Origin of the sequence: Salipiger sp. IMCC34102 (assembly GCF_004145405.1) — a bacterium.
In the GTDB taxonomy this organism is placed as follows: domain Bacteria; phylum Pseudomonadota; class Alphaproteobacteria; order Rhodobacterales; family Rhodobacteraceae; genus Loktanella.
Map to the genome: position 1 here is coordinate 102,279 of NZ_SELQ01000005.1, position 15,872 is coordinate 118,150.

17 protein-coding genes are annotated in these 15,872 nt (G+C 68.5%); 5 read left to right on the forward strand and 12 right to left on the reverse strand.

All coding sequences use genetic code 11. The features are described from left to right. Nucleotides 1–51: 51 nt before the first annotated feature. From EU805_RS11840 to EU805_RS11860, 5 genes are all read left to right on the forward strand, one after another. Complete coding sequence (locus tag EU805_RS11840; RefSeq protein WP_129764189.1) at nt 52–723, forward strand: 50S ribosomal protein L25/general stress protein Ctc; 672 nt, start codon at nt 52–54, stop codon at nt 721–723. Between the two features lie 94 nt (nt 724–817). Next, on the forward strand, nt 818–1,489 hold the full coding sequence (gene pth, locus EU805_RS11845; protein ID WP_129764190.1) for an aminoacyl-tRNA hydrolase: 672 nt from the start codon (nt 818–820) through the stop codon (nt 1,487–1,489). Continuing rightward, entirely contained in the window at nt 1,486–2,532 is a 1,047-nt protein-coding gene (locus EU805_RS11850; RefSeq protein WP_129764191.1) for a DUF2332 domain-containing protein, read from the forward strand. The genes pth and EU805_RS11850 overlap by 4 nt, the downstream gene beginning before the upstream one ends. Before the next feature lie 5 nt (nt 2,533–2,537). Further along, entirely contained in the window at nt 2,538–2,912 is a 375-nt protein-coding gene (locus EU805_RS11855; protein WP_129764192.1) for a DUF2237 family protein, read from the forward strand. After that, entirely contained in the window at nt 2,909–3,508 is a 600-nt protein-coding gene (locus EU805_RS11860) for a DUF4893 domain-containing protein (RefSeq protein ID WP_165351939.1), read from the forward strand. The genes EU805_RS11855 and EU805_RS11860 overlap by 4 nt, the downstream gene beginning before the upstream one ends. Nucleotides 3,509–3,518: 10 nt before the next feature. Here the strand turns inward: EU805_RS11860 and trpB are convergent, their stop codons facing one another. From trpB to lnt, 12 genes are all read right to left on the reverse strand, one after another. After that, the gene (gene trpB / locus EU805_RS11865) at nt 3,519–4,751 is read right to left on the reverse strand and encodes a tryptophan synthase subunit beta (RefSeq protein WP_129764194.1); all 1,233 of its coding nucleotides are present in this window, start codon (nt 4,749–4,751) and stop codon (nt 3,519–3,521) included. 58 nt (nt 4,752–4,809) lie between these two features. Then, on the reverse strand, nt 4,810–5,448 hold the full coding sequence (locus tag EU805_RS11870; protein ID WP_129764195.1) for a phosphoribosylanthranilate isomerase: 639 nt from the start codon (nt 5,446–5,448) through the stop codon (nt 4,810–4,812). A gap of 1 nt (nt 5,449) precedes the next feature. After that, nucleotides 5,450–5,815: a LapA family protein gene (locus tag EU805_RS11875; protein ID WP_129764196.1), complete on the reverse strand. Its 366-nt coding sequence runs from the start codon at nt 5,813–5,815 to the stop codon at nt 5,450–5,452. A gap of 33 nt (nt 5,816–5,848) precedes the next feature. Beyond that, a complete protein-coding gene (ihfB, locus tag EU805_RS11880) occupies nt 5,849–6,130 on the reverse strand; it encodes an integration host factor subunit beta (protein WP_129764197.1) in 282 nt (93 codons plus the stop codon). Between the two features lie 271 nt (nt 6,131–6,401). Further along, complete coding sequence (rpsA, locus tag EU805_RS11885; RefSeq protein WP_129764198.1) at nt 6,402–8,084, reverse strand: 30S ribosomal protein S1; 1,683 nt, start codon at nt 8,082–8,084, stop codon at nt 6,402–6,404. 259 nt (nt 8,085–8,343) lie between these two features. Continuing rightward, nucleotides 8,344–8,976, reverse strand: a complete 633-nt coding sequence (locus EU805_RS11890; protein WP_129764199.1) for a nitroreductase family protein — start codon at nt 8,974–8,976, stop codon at nt 8,344–8,346. A gap of 120 nt (nt 8,977–9,096) precedes the next feature. After that, nucleotides 9,097–9,705, reverse strand: coding sequence for a d(CMP) kinase (locus EU805_RS11895; protein WP_129764200.1), 609 nt, complete (start codon nt 9,703–9,705; stop codon nt 9,097–9,099). Next, a complete protein-coding gene (aroA, locus tag EU805_RS11900) occupies nt 9,702–11,051 on the reverse strand; it encodes a 3-phosphoshikimate 1-carboxyvinyltransferase (RefSeq protein WP_129764201.1) in 1,350 nt (449 codons plus the stop codon). The genes EU805_RS11895 and aroA overlap by 4 nt, the downstream gene beginning before the upstream one ends. A 235-nt stretch (nt 11,052–11,286) precedes the next feature. Beyond that, nucleotides 11,287–12,018: a tRNA (guanosine(46)-N(7))-methyltransferase TrmB gene (locus EU805_RS11905; RefSeq protein ID WP_129764202.1), complete on the reverse strand. Its 732-nt coding sequence runs from the start codon at nt 12,016–12,018 to the stop codon at nt 11,287–11,289. 75 nt (nt 12,019–12,093) lie between these two features. Beyond that, the gene (locus EU805_RS11910; RefSeq protein ID WP_129764203.1) at nt 12,094–12,843 is read right to left on the reverse strand and encodes a dienelactone hydrolase family protein; all 750 of its coding nucleotides are present in this window, start codon (nt 12,841–12,843) and stop codon (nt 12,094–12,096) included. Between the two features lie 247 nt (nt 12,844–13,090). After that, a complete protein-coding gene (metK, locus tag EU805_RS11915; protein ID WP_129764204.1) occupies nt 13,091–14,275 on the reverse strand; it encodes a methionine adenosyltransferase in 1,185 nt (394 codons plus the stop codon). A gap of 65 nt (nt 14,276–14,340) precedes the next feature. Continuing rightward, nucleotides 14,341–15,870, reverse strand: coding sequence for an apolipoprotein N-acyltransferase (gene lnt / locus EU805_RS11920; RefSeq protein ID WP_242494136.1), 1,530 nt, complete (start codon nt 15,868–15,870; stop codon nt 14,341–14,343). Nucleotides 15,871–15,872: the final 2 nt, after the last annotated feature.

The window sequence follows — 15,872 nt, forward strand, 5'->3', positions numbered from 1 at the left end:
CGGTCGTGCACCCTTGGAGGACGGCCGCCCTTATTCATTTGGAGAGACCACATGGCTGACAAGATCCCTGATCTGATTGCCGAGGCTCGCGCGGGGACAGGCAAGGGGGCCGCCCGCCAGGCACGACGCGACGGAAAAGTTCCCGGAATCGTCTACGGCGGCGGCGCCGACCCGGTTGCGATCAACCTCGACTTCAACAAGCTGCTGACGCGCCTGCGCAAGGGCCGCTTCATGTCGACGCTGTTCAACCTCAAGCTCGACGGCCACGACGATGTGCGCGTCATCTGCCGCGGCATCCAGCGCGACGTGGTCAAGGACCTGCCGACGCATATCGACCTGATGCGCCTCAAGCGGACGTCCCGCGTCAACATCTTCATCCCCGTCGAGTTCGTCGGTGAAGAGGAATGCCCCGGCCTGCGTGCCGGCGGTGCGCTGACGGTCGTGCGCAACGAGGTCGAGATGGACGTGCTGGCGGGCGACATTCCCGACCACCTGACCGTGGATCTCTCCGCCACCGAGATCGGCGACACGATCCACATCTCGGACATCACCCTGCCCGAGGGCGCCACCCCGGTCATCAACGACCGTGACTTCGTCATCGCCAACGTCATGGCGCCGCGCGCACTGACGGCGGACGACGAGGACGAGGGCGCCGAGGTCGACGCCGACGAGGTCCCGACCACCGAGATGGGCCCGCCCGACGGCGAAGAAGCCGACGAGTGATCGATCCCAAGACGACACGCAGCGGGGCCCTTCGGGGCCCCGTTTTGCATCGGGTGCCCTTTCCGATCGCGCGGGCTGCGGGTAACGTGGGTCCATGAAACTGATCACCGGCCTCGGCAATCCCGGCGCGCAATACGCGGGCCATCGACACAACATCGGGTTCATGGCGCTCGACCGGATCGCAGGCGACCACGGCTTCGGGCCGTGGCGCGCGAAGTTCCAGGGAGAGATCGCAGAGGGGCGGCTGGGTCCCGACAAGGTGGTCCTGCTCAAGCCCGGCACCTTCATGAACGAATCGGGCCGCGCGGTGCGCGCCGCGGTGGATTTCCACAAGCTCGATCCCGCGGAGGTGGTGGTCTTCCACGACGAGCTGGACCTCGCCCCCGGCAAGGTGCGGCTGAAGACCGGCGGCGGGCACGCGGGCCACAACGGCTTGCGGTCGATCCACGCGCATATCGGCGCGGACTACGACCGGGTGCGGCTGGGCATCGGCCACCCCGGCCACAAGGACCGGGTCGCGGGTTACGTGCTGCACGACTTCGCCAAGGCCGACCAGGACTGGCTGGACGACGTGCTGCGCGGGGTTTCCGACGGGATCGCGGAGCTGGTGGCGGGCCACGGCGACCGGTTCCTCAACGCTGTGGCGCAACGGGTGGCCCCGGCGCGGTCCTCGACCACGGCGCCGAAGCCGAAACCGGCGGCCCCCGCGCCCGAGCCGGAGGACGCGCGCTCGCCCATGCAGAAGCTGATGGACCGCTTCAAGTGACGCCCGACAAGGTGCGCGCGGCCTTCGCCGACCAGGCGAGGTCCTGCGCGGACCTGGGATCGCCCTTCATGGCGCGGCTCTGCACGCTCTTCGCCACGCGCGACTGGCCCGCGGGCGCGGTGCGCGACCGGGTGTTCGGCTGGCCGGGGGATATCTCCTCCCAGGTCGATTCGGTACCGCTGCGCTTGGCGGGTGCCTTGCATGCGCTGCGGCTGGAGGGGGATCGCGTGCTGGGCGCGGTCTATCCGCCGCGGGACTGCGCGGAAAAGCTTCTTTGGGAGGCGGTCTGCGACCGTCTCGTGGCGCGGGAAGACTGGATCTGCGCCTTCCTCGACAGCCCGCCGCAGACGAACGAGGTCCGGCGCTCCGCCGCGATCATCGCCGCGGCGCATTGGCTGGCGGCGTGGTCCCCCCTGCCCTTGCGGACCTCGGAACTGGGGGCCAGCGGTGGGCTGAACCTGATGTGGGATCGCTACGCGCTGGCGCTGCCGGGTGGGGCGCGCGGGCCGGATGAGCCCGCCCTGACGCTCACCCCGGACTGGGAGGGCGCCTTGCCGCCCGAGGCACAGCCCATCGTGGCCGCGAGGCGGGGCGTCGACCTGCGCCCGCTCGATCCCAACGACGCGGGCGACGCGCTGCGTCTGCAGGCCTACCTCTGGCCGGACCAGCCGGAGCGGCTGGCCAACACGCGCGCGGCCATCGCGGTGGCGGGACAGGCCCCAGACCGGGCGGATGCCATCGACTGGCTGGCCCCGCGGCTGGACCATGTGCCCGGGCAGATGCACCTGATCTATCACACGGTGGCCTGGCAGTACTTCCCGCGCCCCCTGCAGGACCGGGGCCGCGCGCTGATCGAGGCCGCAGGGGCATCGGCGACGAAGGACGCGCCGCTGGCTTGGTTCGGGATGGAAGCCGACGACACCGGCCCCGGGGCCGCCCTGACGCTGCGGCTCTGGCCCGGGGATCTGACGATTGCGCTGGGGCGGGCCGATTTCCACGGCCGATGGATAAACTGGACGGCGCCTGCCCCGCGCCCTAACTGAAGGGTATGGAAAAAGACCCATCGTTCAACGTCATGGGCGGGCCGCTGAAGCCCTGCTCCACCGCGCCCCTGACCGGCTTCTTTCGCAACGGCGCCTGCGACACCTGTGCCGAGGACAGCGGCAGCCATACCGTCTGCGCGGTACTGACGGCAGAGTTCCTGGCCTTCTCGAAATACGTGGGTAACGATCTGTCCACGCCGCGCCCCGAGTACGGGTTCGACGGTCTCAAGCCCGGGGACCGGTGGTGCCTGTGCGCCAGCCGGTTCCTGCAGGCGCACGACGAAGGATGTGCGCCGCAAGTCGATCTGGAAGCCACCCACGTGCGCGCCACGGACATCGTGCCGGTCGAGGTCTTGCGCCAGTACGGAACGCTGGAATGAGGCGGGCCTTCGCGGCGGCGCTGGTCCTGCTGGCCGGAGCGGCGCAGGCGCAGACGCTGATCCGGCCCGAGGATGCGGAGCGGTTGCAGGTGCTGTCGTCGAGCGCCGGCGCGGGGTTCCTGCAGGCGCTGGCCGGCGGCTCTCGCGGTGACGTCGATCACCTGCAGGAGGTCATGGCGGGCACACCCGTGGCCCCGATCGAGACCACGCTGGCGGGCGACTGGTCTTGCCGGATGCTGAACCTCGGCGGCATTTCCCCCCTGGTGGTCTATGCGCCCTTCGACTGCCGGATCACCGCCGACGAGGATGGCTTCGTGCTGGAAAAGACGACCGGGTCGCAACGCATGACGGGCCGGATCACCCTGCGGCCCGAGGGGATGGTCCTGCTCGGAACGGGCTACGTCGACGATCGCGCGCCCGTGGCCTACGACGACCTGCCGATGGAGTTCGAGACCGACGGCACGCTCTGGCCCGTGGTCGGCGTGGTGGAGCAGACCGGACCGGACCGCGCGCGCATCCTGATGCCGGACCCCGCGCTGGAATCGGTCTTCGACGTGCTGGACCTGCGGCGCACCCCACCACCCCCGGAGGGATGAGGCAGAGGGCTTACTTGCCCGCCTCGATGTCGAAGCCCAGGTGCTGGGCCACGGTGAAGATGTCCTTGTCGCCGCGTCCGCACATGTTCATCACCAGCAGGTGATCCTTGGGCAGTTTCGGCGCGATCTTCATGACGTGGGCCAGCGCGTGGGACGGCTCCAGCGCGGGAATGATCCCTTCCTTGGCGCAGCACAGCTGGAATGCCTCCAGCGCCTCGGCGTCGGTGATCGCCACGTATTGCGCGCGGCCGATCTCGTGCAGCCAGGCGTGCTCCGGTCCGATGCCGGGGTAGTCGAGCCCGGCGGAGATCGAAAAACCTTCCAGGATCTGCCCGTCGTCGTCCTGCAGCAGGTAGGTCCGGTTGCCATGCAGCACGCCCGGACGCCCGCCGGTGAGCGAGGCGCAGTGCTCCATCTTCTCCGACACGCCCTTGCCGCCGGCCTCCACCCCGATGATGTTGACTTCCTTGTCGTCGAGGAACGGGTAGAAGAGCCCCATGGCGTTGGACCCGCCGCCGATCGCGGCGATCAGCGTGTCGGGCAGACGCCCCTCTGCGGCCTGCATCTGTTCGCGCGTCTCCTTGCCGATGATGGCCTGGAAATCGCGGACCATGGCCGGATAGGGATGCGGGCCTGCCACGGTGCCGATGCAGTAGAAGGTGTCGCGCACGTTGGTCACCCAGTCGCGCAGCGCGTCGTTCATCGCGTCCTTCAGCGTGCCCCGGCCGGAGGTGACGGGAACGACATCCGCCCCCAGAAGGCGCATGCGGAAGACGTTGGGCGCCTGACGCTCGACGTCGTGGGCGCCCATGTAGACGACGCACTTCAGGCCGAACTTCGCACAGACGGTAGCGGTGGCCACGCCGTGCTGGCCCGCGCCGGTTTCGGCGATGATGCGGGTCTTGCCCATGCGGCGGGCCAGGATGATCTGGCCCAGCACGTTGTTGATCTTGTGCGCGCCGGTGTGATTGAGCTCGTCGCGCTTGAGGTAGATCTTGGCCCCGCCCAGATGGTCGGTAAGCCGTTCGGCAAAGTAAAGCGGGCTGGGCCGACCGACGTAATGGGTCCACAGATCGTGCATCTCGGCCCAGAAGCTGTCGTCGGTCTTGGCATGCTCGTACTGCGCCTCGAGGTCGAGGATCAGCGGCATCAGCGTTTCCGAGACGAACCGCCCGCCGAAATCGCCGAAGCGGCCATTCTCATCGGGGCCGTTCATGAAGCTGTTGAAAAGATCGTCCGGCATGGCGCACCCCCCGTTCGTGACGGATCAGCAGTAACGCGGCGCGGGCCGCGCGGCAAGATCAGGCGCCGCGTACCGCTTGACAGAAATCCGCGATGGCGTCGGGATCCTTGTCGCCGGGCCGCCGCTCGACGCCCGAGGAGACATCGACCATGGGCGCGCCGGTGATGGCGATCGCATCGGCCACGTTAGACGGGCGCAGGCCGCCAGCCAGCATCCATGGCACGCTGAAGGCGCGACCTTCCAGGATCGTCCAGTCGAAGGTCTCGCCGTTGCCGCCCGGCAGATCCGATCCCTTGGGCGCCTTGGCGTCGATCAGGATCTGTTCGCAGACCGCCTCGTAGGCGTCGATCCCGTCGAGGTCCTCTGCCGTGGAGACGCCGATGGCCTTCATCACCGCGACGCCCGTGCGCTCGCGAATTTCGGCCACACGCTCGGGCGTTTCCTTGCCGTGGAGTTGCAGCATGTCGAGGGGCACCCGGGCGATGAGCTCGTCGAGCGCCTCGTCCTCCATGTCGACCACGAGGCCGACCTTGCGCACCCCAAGCGGCACGGCGAGCGCCAGTTCGGCGGCCTCGTCCAGGGTCAGGTGGCGCGGGGACTTGGGGAAGAAGACCAGCCCGATGTCGTCGGCGCCGCTGGCCACCGCGGCGGCCACGTCCCGGGCGGACCGCAGTCCGCAGATCTTGATGCGGGTCACCTCAGCCGACCCGGCGTGGCTGGTCGAGCAGCGCGATCACGTCGTCGCCGGTCTTCTGGTCGCCGGAGGTGGCGCGCAGCCGAGCAAGCTCGTCACGCAGCCGCTCCAGCTCCTTCTCGCGGCGGCGCGACTCGACCCGCTCGGGGTATTCGCGGAGCCATTCCCAGACCAGTCCGATCAGCAGGCCGATGCCCAGGAAGACGAAGAGCACCACGAAGAGCGGCAGCGTCACGTTGGGGGAGATGCCGAGCAGGTTGGCGAAAGGATCGGGCATCGCCTGCAAGGTGGTGGCGTCGCGATTGGCCAGGCCCACGAGGATCAGCACGAAGGCCACGATCGCCCAGAAGACGTATTTCAAAGTATGCATGGTCGATCCCCTATTCAGACGCCGAAGCGGGGATCAGCCCCCGTTCAGCCGGTCGCGCAACAGCTTGCCCGTCTTGAAGAATGGCACGTGTTTCTCTTCGACTTCAACCGCTTCGCCGGTGCGGGGGTTCCGTCCGATGCGACCGTCGCGCTTCTTGACCGAAAAGGCACCGAAGCCGCGCAACTCGACACGGTCGCCGCGCACGAGCGCCTCGGTGATCTGGTCGAAGATGGTCGAGACGATCTTCTCGACGTCACGCTGGTAGAGGTGGGGATTCTCGTCCGCGATCTTCTGCACAAGTTCCGAACGAATCATCTCAACCCTCCGAGGTGCTGCTCCAGTGAATCTTATGGTGCGCGGTCGAACACCCGCAGATTAGCCCGTTCACGAAAGCGTTCACAACCGCGGAGCGTCCATATTCGCGCATAGTGCGAAAAATCCCGCCTATCAGATCAGTCGAATTCGGACAACTTCGTGGCAAATACGGCGAAATCGACACAATCCAGACGATAGCGCCCGGGGCACGCGAAAGCCCCGCCGGATCTCTCCGGCGGGGCCTCGTTCACGGGTCGGCCAAAGGTGGCGTTTACTCGTCGCCGCCCTTGAGAGCCGCGCCAAGGATGTCGCCCAGCGAGGCACCCGAATCGGAGGAGCCGAACTGTTCGACGGCCTCTTTCTCTTCGGCGATCTCGCGTGCCTTGATCGACAGGCCCAGCTTGCGGGTCTTGGAGTCGACGTTGGTCACACGCACGTCGACCTTGTCGCCCACGCCGAAACGCTCGGGGCGCTGCTCGGAACGGTCGCGGGACAGGTCGGAGCGACGGATGAAGGATTTCATGCCCTCGTAGTCCACCTCGATGCCGCCGTCCTCGATCTTGGTGACCTCGACGGTGATGATCGAGCCGCGCTTCACGCCGCCGATGGCTTCCGCGAAGGGATCGCCGTCCATCGCCTTGATCGAGAGCGAGATGCGCTCCTTCTCGACGTCGACCTCGGAGACCTTGGCCTTGACCACGTCGCCCTTGCGGAAATCGCCGATGACGTCCTCGCCACGGCCTTCCCAGGTCAGGTCGGAGAGGTGCACCATGCCGTCGATGTCGCCGGGCAGGCCCACGAACAGACCGAACTCGGTGATGTTCTTGACCTCGCCTTCGACCTCGGTCCCCTCGGGGTGGGTTTCGGCAAAGACTTCCCACGGGTTGCGCTGGGTCTGCTTGAGGCCCAGGGACACGCGGCGCTTGGCGCTGTCGATTTCCAGCACCATCACTTCGACTTCCTGGGAGGTCGAGACGATCTTGCCGGGGTGCACGTTCTTCTTGGTCCAGGACATCTCGGACACGTGGACCAGACCTTCGACGCCCGGCTCCAGCTCCACGAAGGCGCCGTAGTCGGTGATGTTGGTCACGCGGCCGGAGTGCACGGAATCGAGCGTGTACTTGGCTTCGACGGCATCCCAGGGATCGTCCTGGAGCTGCTTCATGCCCAGGCTGATGCGGTGGGTTTCCTTGTTGATCTTGATGACCTGCACCTTGATCGTCTCGCCGATGGAGAGGATCTCGGAGGGGTGGTTCACACGGCGCCACGCCATGTCGGTCACGTGCAGCAGGCCGTCGACACCGCCGAGGTCCACGAAGGCCCCGTATTCGGTGATGTTCTTGACCACGCCGTCGACTTCCTGGCCTTCGTGCAGGTTGCCGATGACTTCGGCGCGCTGCTCGGCACGGGATTCTTCGAGGATGGCACGGCGGGAAACGACGATGTTGCCCCGGCGGCGGTCCATCTTGAGGATCTGGAACGGCTGCTTGAGACCCATCAGCGGGCCCGCGTCGCGCACGGGGCGCACGTCGACCTGGGAGCCGGGCAGGAACGCCACGGCGCCGCCCAGATCCACGGTGAAGCCGCCCTTCACGCGGCCGAAGATCGCACCGTCGACACGCTCTTCGTCGGCGTAGGCTTTTTCCAGGCGGTCCCAGGCTTCCTCGCGGCGCGCCATTTCACGGCTGATGACGGCTTCGCCACGGGCGTTCTCGACCTGGCGCAGGAAGACTTCGACCTCGTCGCCCACGGCGAGGGTCGGCTCTTCGCCGGGCTCGGCAAATTCCTTGACGTCGACGCGGCCTTCCATCTTGTAGCCTACGTCGATGATGGCCTGGCCCGCCTCGATCGCGATGACCTTGCCCTTGACGACCGACCCCTCGGAGGGGGTGTCGATCTCGAAGCTCTCGTTCAACAGGGCTTCGAATTCTTCCATGCTTGTGTTGCTTGCCATGTGGCGCTGTTTTCCTAATCTGACGTTTTATGCGGGCCGAACGGTTGTCTCCGCCGGTCTTTGGATTGCGGTTTGGCCAAACTCCCGAGGCGAACATGAAATAACAGGGTCGGCACCAAACCGACCCTGCTCGAGTCTCACGCGCGCACCTGTCTCGATGCTTCAGCGCGGTTTCCATAGCCTGCGGACGGCCGTGCCGCAAGCCCCGACGGACCCGAGGGCGGTCGCGCGGCAGGGTTCCGCGCGGCGCGCCAGTGGATCAGTCGACGCGCGAGAAGAGGCGTTCGCGGTCGCGGCGCACCTTGGCCTGATCCTTGAGCCAGTCGCCTTCGGCGGCCCGGTACCCCAGGGGCAGCAGGCAGACCGAGCGCAGACCGCGGTCGCGCAGGCCCAGGATCTCGTCCACGGTGTCGGGGTCGAAACCTTCCATCGGGGTGCTGTCGACCTGTTCCTCGGCCGCGGCGACCAACGCCACGCCAAGCGCGATGTAGACCTGCCGGGCGGCGTGCTGGAAGTTCACGTCGTCCTCGCGGCCCACGTACATGCCCTTGAGCTTGTGGTAGTAGTCGCGCAGCTGGTCGGTGACGCCGCCGCGCGCCTGCCCGGTCTCGTCTCGCACGAGGTCGATGCGGTCGTCGGTGTAAGTATCCCAGGCGGCGAAGACCAGAAGATGACTGCCGTCCACCAGTTGCTGCTGGTCGAAAGCGGCCTCGGCCAGCTTGGCGCGCGTCTCGGGGTTGGTGATGACCAGCACCTCGAACGGCTGCAGACCGCTGGAGGTCGGCGCGAGGTGGATCGCGTCGAGGATCCGCTGGACCTTGTCCTCGGGCACGGATTTCGTGGCGTCCATCTTCTTGGTGGCGTAACGCCAGTTGAGCAGGTCGGTCAGCATGGGGGTATCCTTGAACGTAGAGGCCGGCCCACAGGGCGCGGCGATGCGTCCCAGATAGACACCGCGGGCGTCGCCGAAAGCGGCGCAGGTGCACAGGGTGCTGTGCGGCGATGTGAAGGGTCAGGCCAGCGCGCGGGTGACGATGGCGATGGCCTGGGCCTGCGCCTCTTCCGCCGTCAGGTCGGAGGTGTCGATGGTCACCGCGTCGGAGGCCGCCCTGAGCGGCGCCGTCGCGCGGGAGGCATCGCGTTCGTCACGGGCGCGCACCTCGTCGAGGATCGCGGCGCGGTCGGCGGCCTGGCCTGCGGCGACCAGTTCGAGGTAGCGCCGCTCGGCCCGCGTCTCGGCGCTGGCGGTCACGAAGAGCTTCACCTCGGCGTCGGGGCAGATCACCGTCCCGATGTCGCGCCCGTCGAGCACCGCCCCGCCCTCGCGCCGGGCAAAGCCGCGCTGGAAGGCCACGAGCGCCTCGCGCACGGCCGGATCGACCGCGGCCTGGCTTGCGGCTTCCGCCACGGCTTGGGTGCGCAGGTCGGGATTCTCCAACGCCTCGGGCGCCAGGGTGCGCGCGATGTCGAGCGCCTCCCCGCCGGCGAGGACCCCGGCACCGACGGCGCGGTAGAGCAGCCCCGTGTCGAGATGCGCGAAGCCGAAATAGCGCGCCAGCGCCTTGGACAGCGTGCCCTTGCCCGCGGCGGCGGGACCGTCGACGGCGATCGTGGCCTTCATGCGGGCGCCCCCCGTTCCAGTTGCGCGCCCAGATCGCCCATGAGCGTCTCGAAGATCGGGAAGGAGGTCGTGATGGGGCGCCCGTCGTCGACCGTTACCGGCGTCTCGCTGGCCATGCCGAGCACCATGAAGGCCATGGCGATGCGGTGATCGAGCCGGCTTTCGACGGTGGCCCCGCCCGGCACGGCGCCCGTGCCTTCGACGCGCCACCAGTCGGGGCCGTCCTCAACCGCGACGCCGCAGGCGCGCAGGCCCTGCGCCATGGCGTCGATCCGGTCGCTTTCCTTGACCCGAAGCTCCTTCACCCCCGGCATGTCCGTGGTGCCGCGCGCGAAGGCGGCCACGACCGAAAGGACCGGGTATTCGTCGATCATGCTCGCCGCCCGCTCGGGCGGGACGCGGATGCCGGTCATGTCTGGCGAGTGGCGCGCGCGCAGATCGGCCACCGGTTCGCCGCCTTCTTCGCGCTCGTTCTCGTAGGTCAGGTCCGCGCCCATCTCGCGCAGGGTAGTGAAGAGCCCCGCGCGCGTCGGGTTCAACCCGATGCCCGGCACCAGCACGTCAGAGCCCGGCACGATCAAAGCGGCACAGACCGGGAAGGCCGCGGAACTGGGATCGCGCGGCACGGCGATGTCCTGCGGCTGCAACTCGGGCTGGCCCTGCAGGGTGATGATGCGGCCTTCGTCGGTGTCCTCGACCTCGATCTCCGCGCCGAAGCCCGCCAGCATCCGTTCGGTGTGATCCCGGGTCGGCTCGCGCTCGATGACGATCGTCTCTCCCGGTGCGCCGAGGGCGGCGAGCAGGACGGCGGATTTCACCTGCGCGGAGGGGACCGGCACGGTGTACTGCACCGGAAGGGGATCGCGGGCGCCCTCGATCGTGAGCGGCAGGCGCCCCCCTGCCCGGCCCGTGGCCCGCGCCCCGAAGAGCGCCAGCGGATCGGTGACGCGCCCCATGGGTCGCGCGTTGAGCGAGGCATCCCCGGTGAAGGTCGCGGTGATCGGCGCGGTCGCCATGGCCCCCATGATGAGCCGCACCCCGGTGCCGGAATTGCCGCAGTCGATCACCCGGTCGGGTTCGGCGAAGCCGCCGACCCCCACGCCCTCCACCGACCAGGCCCCGTCGCCGTGATCGGTGACGCGCGCGCCGAAGGCGCGCATGGCCCGCGCGGTGTCCAGCACGTCATCGCCTTCCAGCAGGCCGGTGATCCGCGTGGTGCCGACGCACATCGCGCCCAGGATCAGGCTGCGGTGGGAAATCGACTTGTCGCCCGGCACCTGCGCCGTGCCTGCAAGCGGGCCGCAGCGGCGCGAGGTCATCGGGATCGGGGTGCCGTGGCCGGACATGGGAAACCTCTGGTCTGGGACGCTCCCCGATTAGCCCAAGCGCGCCGCAGGGTCCATCGCCCATCGCCGAAGGCCGCGAGACCGCCTCGTCATTGATCCGACACGGTCACAGGGAAAGACGCGAAGTGCCGTCCCTCGCTTCTTCTGGCTGTAAATATCCAGATCCCGCGCCTGCAAGCGGCGCCGAACCCTCAGTGAAGCGCCAGGGGACGGTGGGCGGGGCGTTCCGGCGCCGTCAGGCGACGGCAGCGTCGTCCCCGTTCCGCCGGAAGGTCAGGTAATGCGGCTTGCGCCCTTCGCGCAAGGCCTTCTGTTCGTAGCGGGTGGAGATCCAGTCCGCCCAGGGCGTGTGGATGTCGGCGGTCGCGCTCTCGTCGCGGATAAAGCCCGCGGGCGGGACCTCTTCCAGCGTCTGGCGCACGTAGTCGGGGATGTCAGTGGCGACCCGGAACTCCGCCCCCGGTTTCATCGCGCGCGCCAGCGGCAGCAGGTGCTCCGGCGTCACGAAGCGCCTGCGATGGTGCCGCGCCTTGGGCCAGGGGTCGGGGTAGTTCAGGAACGCCTTGGACAGGCTCGCGGCAGGCAGCACGTCGAAGAGGTCGCGCACGTCGCCGGGGTGGATCCTGAGGTTCTCCACCGCGCTCCGGCGCACCTTGCCCAGGAGCATCGCCACGCCGTTGATGAAGGGCTCGCAGCCGATCAGGCCGATATGGGGGTTCGCTTCGGCCATGCCCAGCAGGTGTTCGCCACCGCCGAAGCCGATCTCCAGCCAGACGTCCTTGGCACCGAAGACGGTGCTCAGGTCGAGGGGCTTGCGGTCGGGATTCACGTCCCAGCCGATGGGTCCGGGAGAGAGCGCCTCGAGGTCGTTGTCGAGGTAGTCCTTCTGGCTCGCGCGGATCGTCTTGCCCTTGAAACGGCCGTAGAAGTTGCGCCAGGGCGCGCCGGAGGGGTGTCTGTCGGTCATGGCCCGCGCCTTACCGAAACGCCCCGTGCCGCGCAAGCGGGCGGCACGGGGCTCTGCAAGTGGGAGGTGGCCCGGTTACAGTGTCTCTTCGAGGAAGGTCTGCAGCCCGTCCCAGGACCCGCGGTCGGCCTCCAGGTCGTAATCGTCCGAGCCGTAGACCGTGAAGCTGTGGCGCGCGCCGCCGAAGACCTGCGCCCCGTGCTCGACGCCCGCCTCCTGCAGATCGGACAGAAGCGTGCCCAGCGCATCCATGCCCGAGACCGGGTCGGCGGAGCCGTGGAACACCATGATCGGTGCGGTCACGGAGGCGTAATCCTGCCCCTCCGGCAGATCGAGGCTGCCGTGGAAGCTGACGAACCCGTCGAGGTCGGCCCCGGCCCGAGCGGCTTCCAGCACGGCCGCCCCGCCGAAGCAGTAGCCCTGCATCACGATGTTGTCGGTCGCGCCGGTGATGTTGGCGGCCTCCTCGATCGAGCCCATCAGGCGGGTCCGGAAAAGATCGCGGTCCTCGTAGAGCGCGCCGGACAGCGCCTGGTAGTCCTCGGTCCCCTGCGGGTCGGTGTCGGCGCCATAGACGTCGATGGCGAAGGCGGTGTAGCCCAGTTCGGCCAGCATCTCGGCCCGGCGTTCCTCGTATTCGGTCATGCCGTCCCAGTCGTGGACGATCAGCACCGTGCCCAGCGGTGTGTTGAGGTCGGTGTTGGTGGCGACGTAGCCTTCGAAGCTTTCGTCGCCCACGGTGTAGCTGTGGTATTCGCCGACGATCTCGGCGGTGGCGGTGGTGGCGGTCAGGGCCGCGATGGCGGAAAGCGTGAGACGTCTCATGGCAAGTCCTTTCGAGGTTTGGGTTCCCGGCAGGACCTAGGGCTGTGCCACGAAAAGGGGAGAGCGGTCACGGGGACGTGCCATTGCAAGCCGTCGGCGGGCGGAGGATGCAGGACGCCTCGTCGGCGGGGCGGATATTTTTGGCCAGAAGAAGCAGGGGACGCGCGAGACGGTGAGGTCGGACTTCGCTTGGCAGTCCCAGGTGCGCGGTGGCACGGGGGCGGGTGACGGTCCGCCCCCGCCCGCCTCACGAAAGCGCGCTTCGCAGTGCCTCGGCCAGATCGGTGCGCTCCCACGAGAACCCGCCGTCGGCCTCCGGTGCGCGGCCGAAGTGGCCGTAAGCCGCCGTGCGCGCGTAGATCGCGCGGTTGAGGCCCAGATGCGTGCGGATGCCCTGCGGCGTCAGGTTCATGACGTCGGGGATGATCCGCTCGATGGCGGCGGGATCGACCTCTCCGGTGTCGTGCAGGTCGACGTAGATCGACAAGGGACGGGCGATGCCGATGGCGTAGCTCAACTGCAGCGTGCAGCGGGTGGCGAGCCCCGCGGCGACGATGTTCTTGGCCAGATACCGCGCGGCATAGGCCGCGGAGCGGTCGACCTTGGTCGGATCCTTGCCCGAGAAGGCACCGCCGCCATGGGGCGCCGCCCCGCCGTAGGTGTCGACGATGATCTTGCGCCCCGTGAGGCCTGCGTCCCCGTCGGGGCCGCCGATCACGAAGGTGCCCGTCGGGTTCACCCACCATTCGGTCTTGTCGGTGATCAGCCCGTCGGGCAGCGTTTCGCGGATGTAGGGTTCGACGATGGCGCGGATGTCGGATTGCGATTGCATTTGCGATTCGTGCTGCGTGGACAGGACGATCTGGGTCGCCTCCACCGGCTTGCGATCCACGTAGCGCAGGCTGATCTGGGTCTTGGCGTCGGGGCGCAGGAGCGGCTCCGCCCCGGATTTGCGCGCTTCCGCCAGGCGGCGCAGGATCGCATGGGCGTACTGGATCGGGGCGGGCATGAGGTCGGGCGTCTCGGTGCAGGCGTAGCCGAACATGATCCCCTGGTCGCCCGCGCCTTCCTCCTTGTTGGAGCCCGCATCGACGCCTTGCGCGATATGCGCGGACTGCGGGTGCAGGAGGTTGTCGATCTGCACCGTCTCGTGGTGGAACTCGTCCTGTTCGTAGCCGATGTCCTTGACGCAGGCGCGCGCGATCTCGGGCACGGCGGCGAGGTAGTCCTTCAGCTTGGTCTTGTCGGCAAGCCCGACCTCTCCGCCGATGACGACGCGATTGGTGGTGGCGAAGGTCTCGCAGGCGACGCGCGCCTCTGGCTCCTGGCCGATGAAGGCGTCGAGCACCGCGTCCGAGATGCGGTCGCAGACCTTGTCGGGGTGCCCTTCGGAAACGGATTCCGAGGTGAAGATGTAGTCCTGGCGTGCCATGAAATGCTCCGATGCAAACGTCGCCGCGCCGTCAGGAAGCCGTTGGCGGGGCCGATCGCAGCTGGCTACGGAGTCGCACCCGGACGGTCAAGCCGCAAAGCGCCGGCGCGCCACCGGAGCGCCCCCAGCCCCGCCAGCCCCGCGACCACGAGGATCAGCACCGGCCAGTCGCCCGCTTTGGTGTAGAGCGTCGGCGGCAGCGCCTGCGGCAGGGCCACGTCGCGGGCGCCGGCCTGCCCCAGCGGGATGCTCTGGATCACTCGGCCGCGCCCGTCGATCATCGCGCTGATGCCGGTGTTGGCCGAGCGGACCATGGGCAGCCCCTGCTCCACCGCGCGCAGGCGCGCCTGGGCCAGGTGCTGCTGGGGGCCCGCCGCCTTGCCGAACCAGGCGTCGTTGGTGATCATTAGCAAGAGCCGCGGGCGCGGGCCGGGCAGCGTGATTTCCTCGGCGAAGATGCCCTCGTAGCAGATCAGCGCGCGGGCGAGACCCACTCCGGGCAGATCCACCAGCCCGCGCCCCGGCGCGCCCTTGGCGAAACCTCCGCCGTCCGAGGGCGCCAGCCCCCGCACGCCCATGGATTTCAGCAGGTCTCCGAAGGGGACGTATTCGCCGAAGGGCACGAGGTGGGCCTTGTCGTAGACGTCCCTGACCGCGCCACCCCGGCCCAGTACGATCAGGCTGTTGAAGTATTCACCCTCCACCGCGCGGTTGATGCCGGTGACCACCGGCGTGCCGCCTGCCGCGTCTGCGACGATGTCGAGCTCGGGCTGCGCGTAGTCGAGCCGCACGGGGATCGCGGTTTCGGGCCAGACCACGAGGTCGGCGCGCGGTTCGGCCTGGGTGAACTCCACCATGCGCCAGAAGAACATGGCGTTCTGCGCGGGGTCCCACTTTTCGTCCTGCGGGGCATTGGGCTGGACGATGCGGATGACGGGGGCGTCGGGATCCGGCGCCGGCGCCGTACCCTGGTTTAGAAGCGGCATCGCGACACCGGCGGCGAGGATCGGCAGAGCACCGATCCAGCGGCGGCGTGCCAGAAGGACGGCCCCCGCGGCGCAGGTCAGCAGCACCAGTGTCAGAAGGTGCGGGCCGCCGAAGGCCGCGAGATGCAGCAACTGGCTGGGGATCAGCGCGTGGCCGATGAGGCCCCAGGGGAACCCGGTGAAGAGGTAGCCGCGCAGCGCCTCGGCCAGGGTCAGCGCGAGGACCAGGCCCGACAGCCGCCCCGGTGCCAGCACGCGCGCGACCAGCACGCCGGCCACCCAGAAGAGCGTTTCGCGCAAGGCCATCAGGCTGACGCCGAAGGGCGCGGCCCAGCCCCAGGTTGCGGCATCGACCAGGAACGGCTCCACCAGCCAGCGCAGGGTGAAGCCGAAGTAGCCCAGACCGAACACAAGCGTGCCCGTCGCGAGCGCCGCCATGCCGGGGGCCGAGGCCAGCAGCCCCAGGGCCACTGCCCAGCCGATCCAGGCCAGGGGCCAGGCGTCGATGGGGGCCTGCCCAAGGGCCGTGAAGACGCCCAGGGCCGCGAAGATCGCCAGACGCGCGACCCGGTGCCGGGCCCAGACCCGGCCAGAACCCACGGGCGTCACGC

What these genes read in the sequence shown, in the direction of transcription:
- EU805_RS11860 (WP_165351939.1), top strand. Translation starts at nt 2,909, where the DNA reads ATGAGGCGGGCCTTCGCGGCGGCGCTGGTCCTGCTGGCCGGAGCGGCG.
- rpsA (WP_129764198.1), bottom strand. Translation starts at nt 8,084, where the DNA reads ATGGCAAGCAACACAAGCATGGAAGAATTCGAAGCCCTGTTGAACGAG.
- EU805_RS11840 (WP_129764189.1), top strand. Translation starts at nt 52, where the DNA reads ATGGCTGACAAGATCCCTGATCTGATTGCCGAGGCTCGCGCGGGGACA.
- EU805_RS11890 (WP_129764199.1), bottom strand. Translation starts at nt 8,976, where the DNA reads ATGCTGACCGACCTGCTCAACTGGCGTTACGCCACCAAGAAGATGGAC.
- EU805_RS11895 (WP_129764200.1), bottom strand. Translation starts at nt 9,705, where the DNA reads ATGAAGGCCACGATCGCCGTCGACGGTCCCGCCGCCGCGGGCAAGGGC.
- trpB (WP_129764194.1), bottom strand. Translation starts at nt 4,751, where the DNA reads ATGCCGGACGATCTTTTCAACAGCTTCATGAACGGCCCCGATGAGAAT.
- metK (WP_129764204.1), bottom strand. Translation starts at nt 14,275, where the DNA reads ATGGCACGCCAGGACTACATCTTCACCTCGGAATCCGTTTCCGAAGGG.
- EU805_RS11910 (WP_129764203.1), bottom strand. Translation starts at nt 12,843, where the DNA reads ATGAGACGTCTCACGCTTTCCGCCATCGCGGCCCTGACCGCCACCACC.
- EU805_RS11905 (WP_129764202.1), bottom strand. Translation starts at nt 12,018, where the DNA reads ATGACCGACAGACACCCCTCCGGCGCGCCCTGGCGCAACTTCTACGGC.
- pth (WP_129764190.1), top strand. Translation starts at nt 818, where the DNA reads ATGAAACTGATCACCGGCCTCGGCAATCCCGGCGCGCAATACGCGGGC.
- ihfB (WP_129764197.1), bottom strand. Translation starts at nt 6,130, where the DNA reads ATGATTCGTTCGGAACTTGTGCAGAAGATCGCGGACGAGAATCCCCAC.
- EU805_RS11875 (WP_129764196.1), bottom strand. Translation starts at nt 5,815, where the DNA reads ATGCATACTTTGAAATACGTCTTCTGGGCGATCGTGGCCTTCGTGCTG.
- EU805_RS11855 (WP_129764192.1), top strand. Translation starts at nt 2,538, where the DNA reads ATGGAAAAAGACCCATCGTTCAACGTCATGGGCGGGCCGCTGAAGCCC.
- aroA (WP_129764201.1), bottom strand. Translation starts at nt 11,051, where the DNA reads ATGTCCGGCCACGGCACCCCGATCCCGATGACCTCGCGCCGCTGCGGC.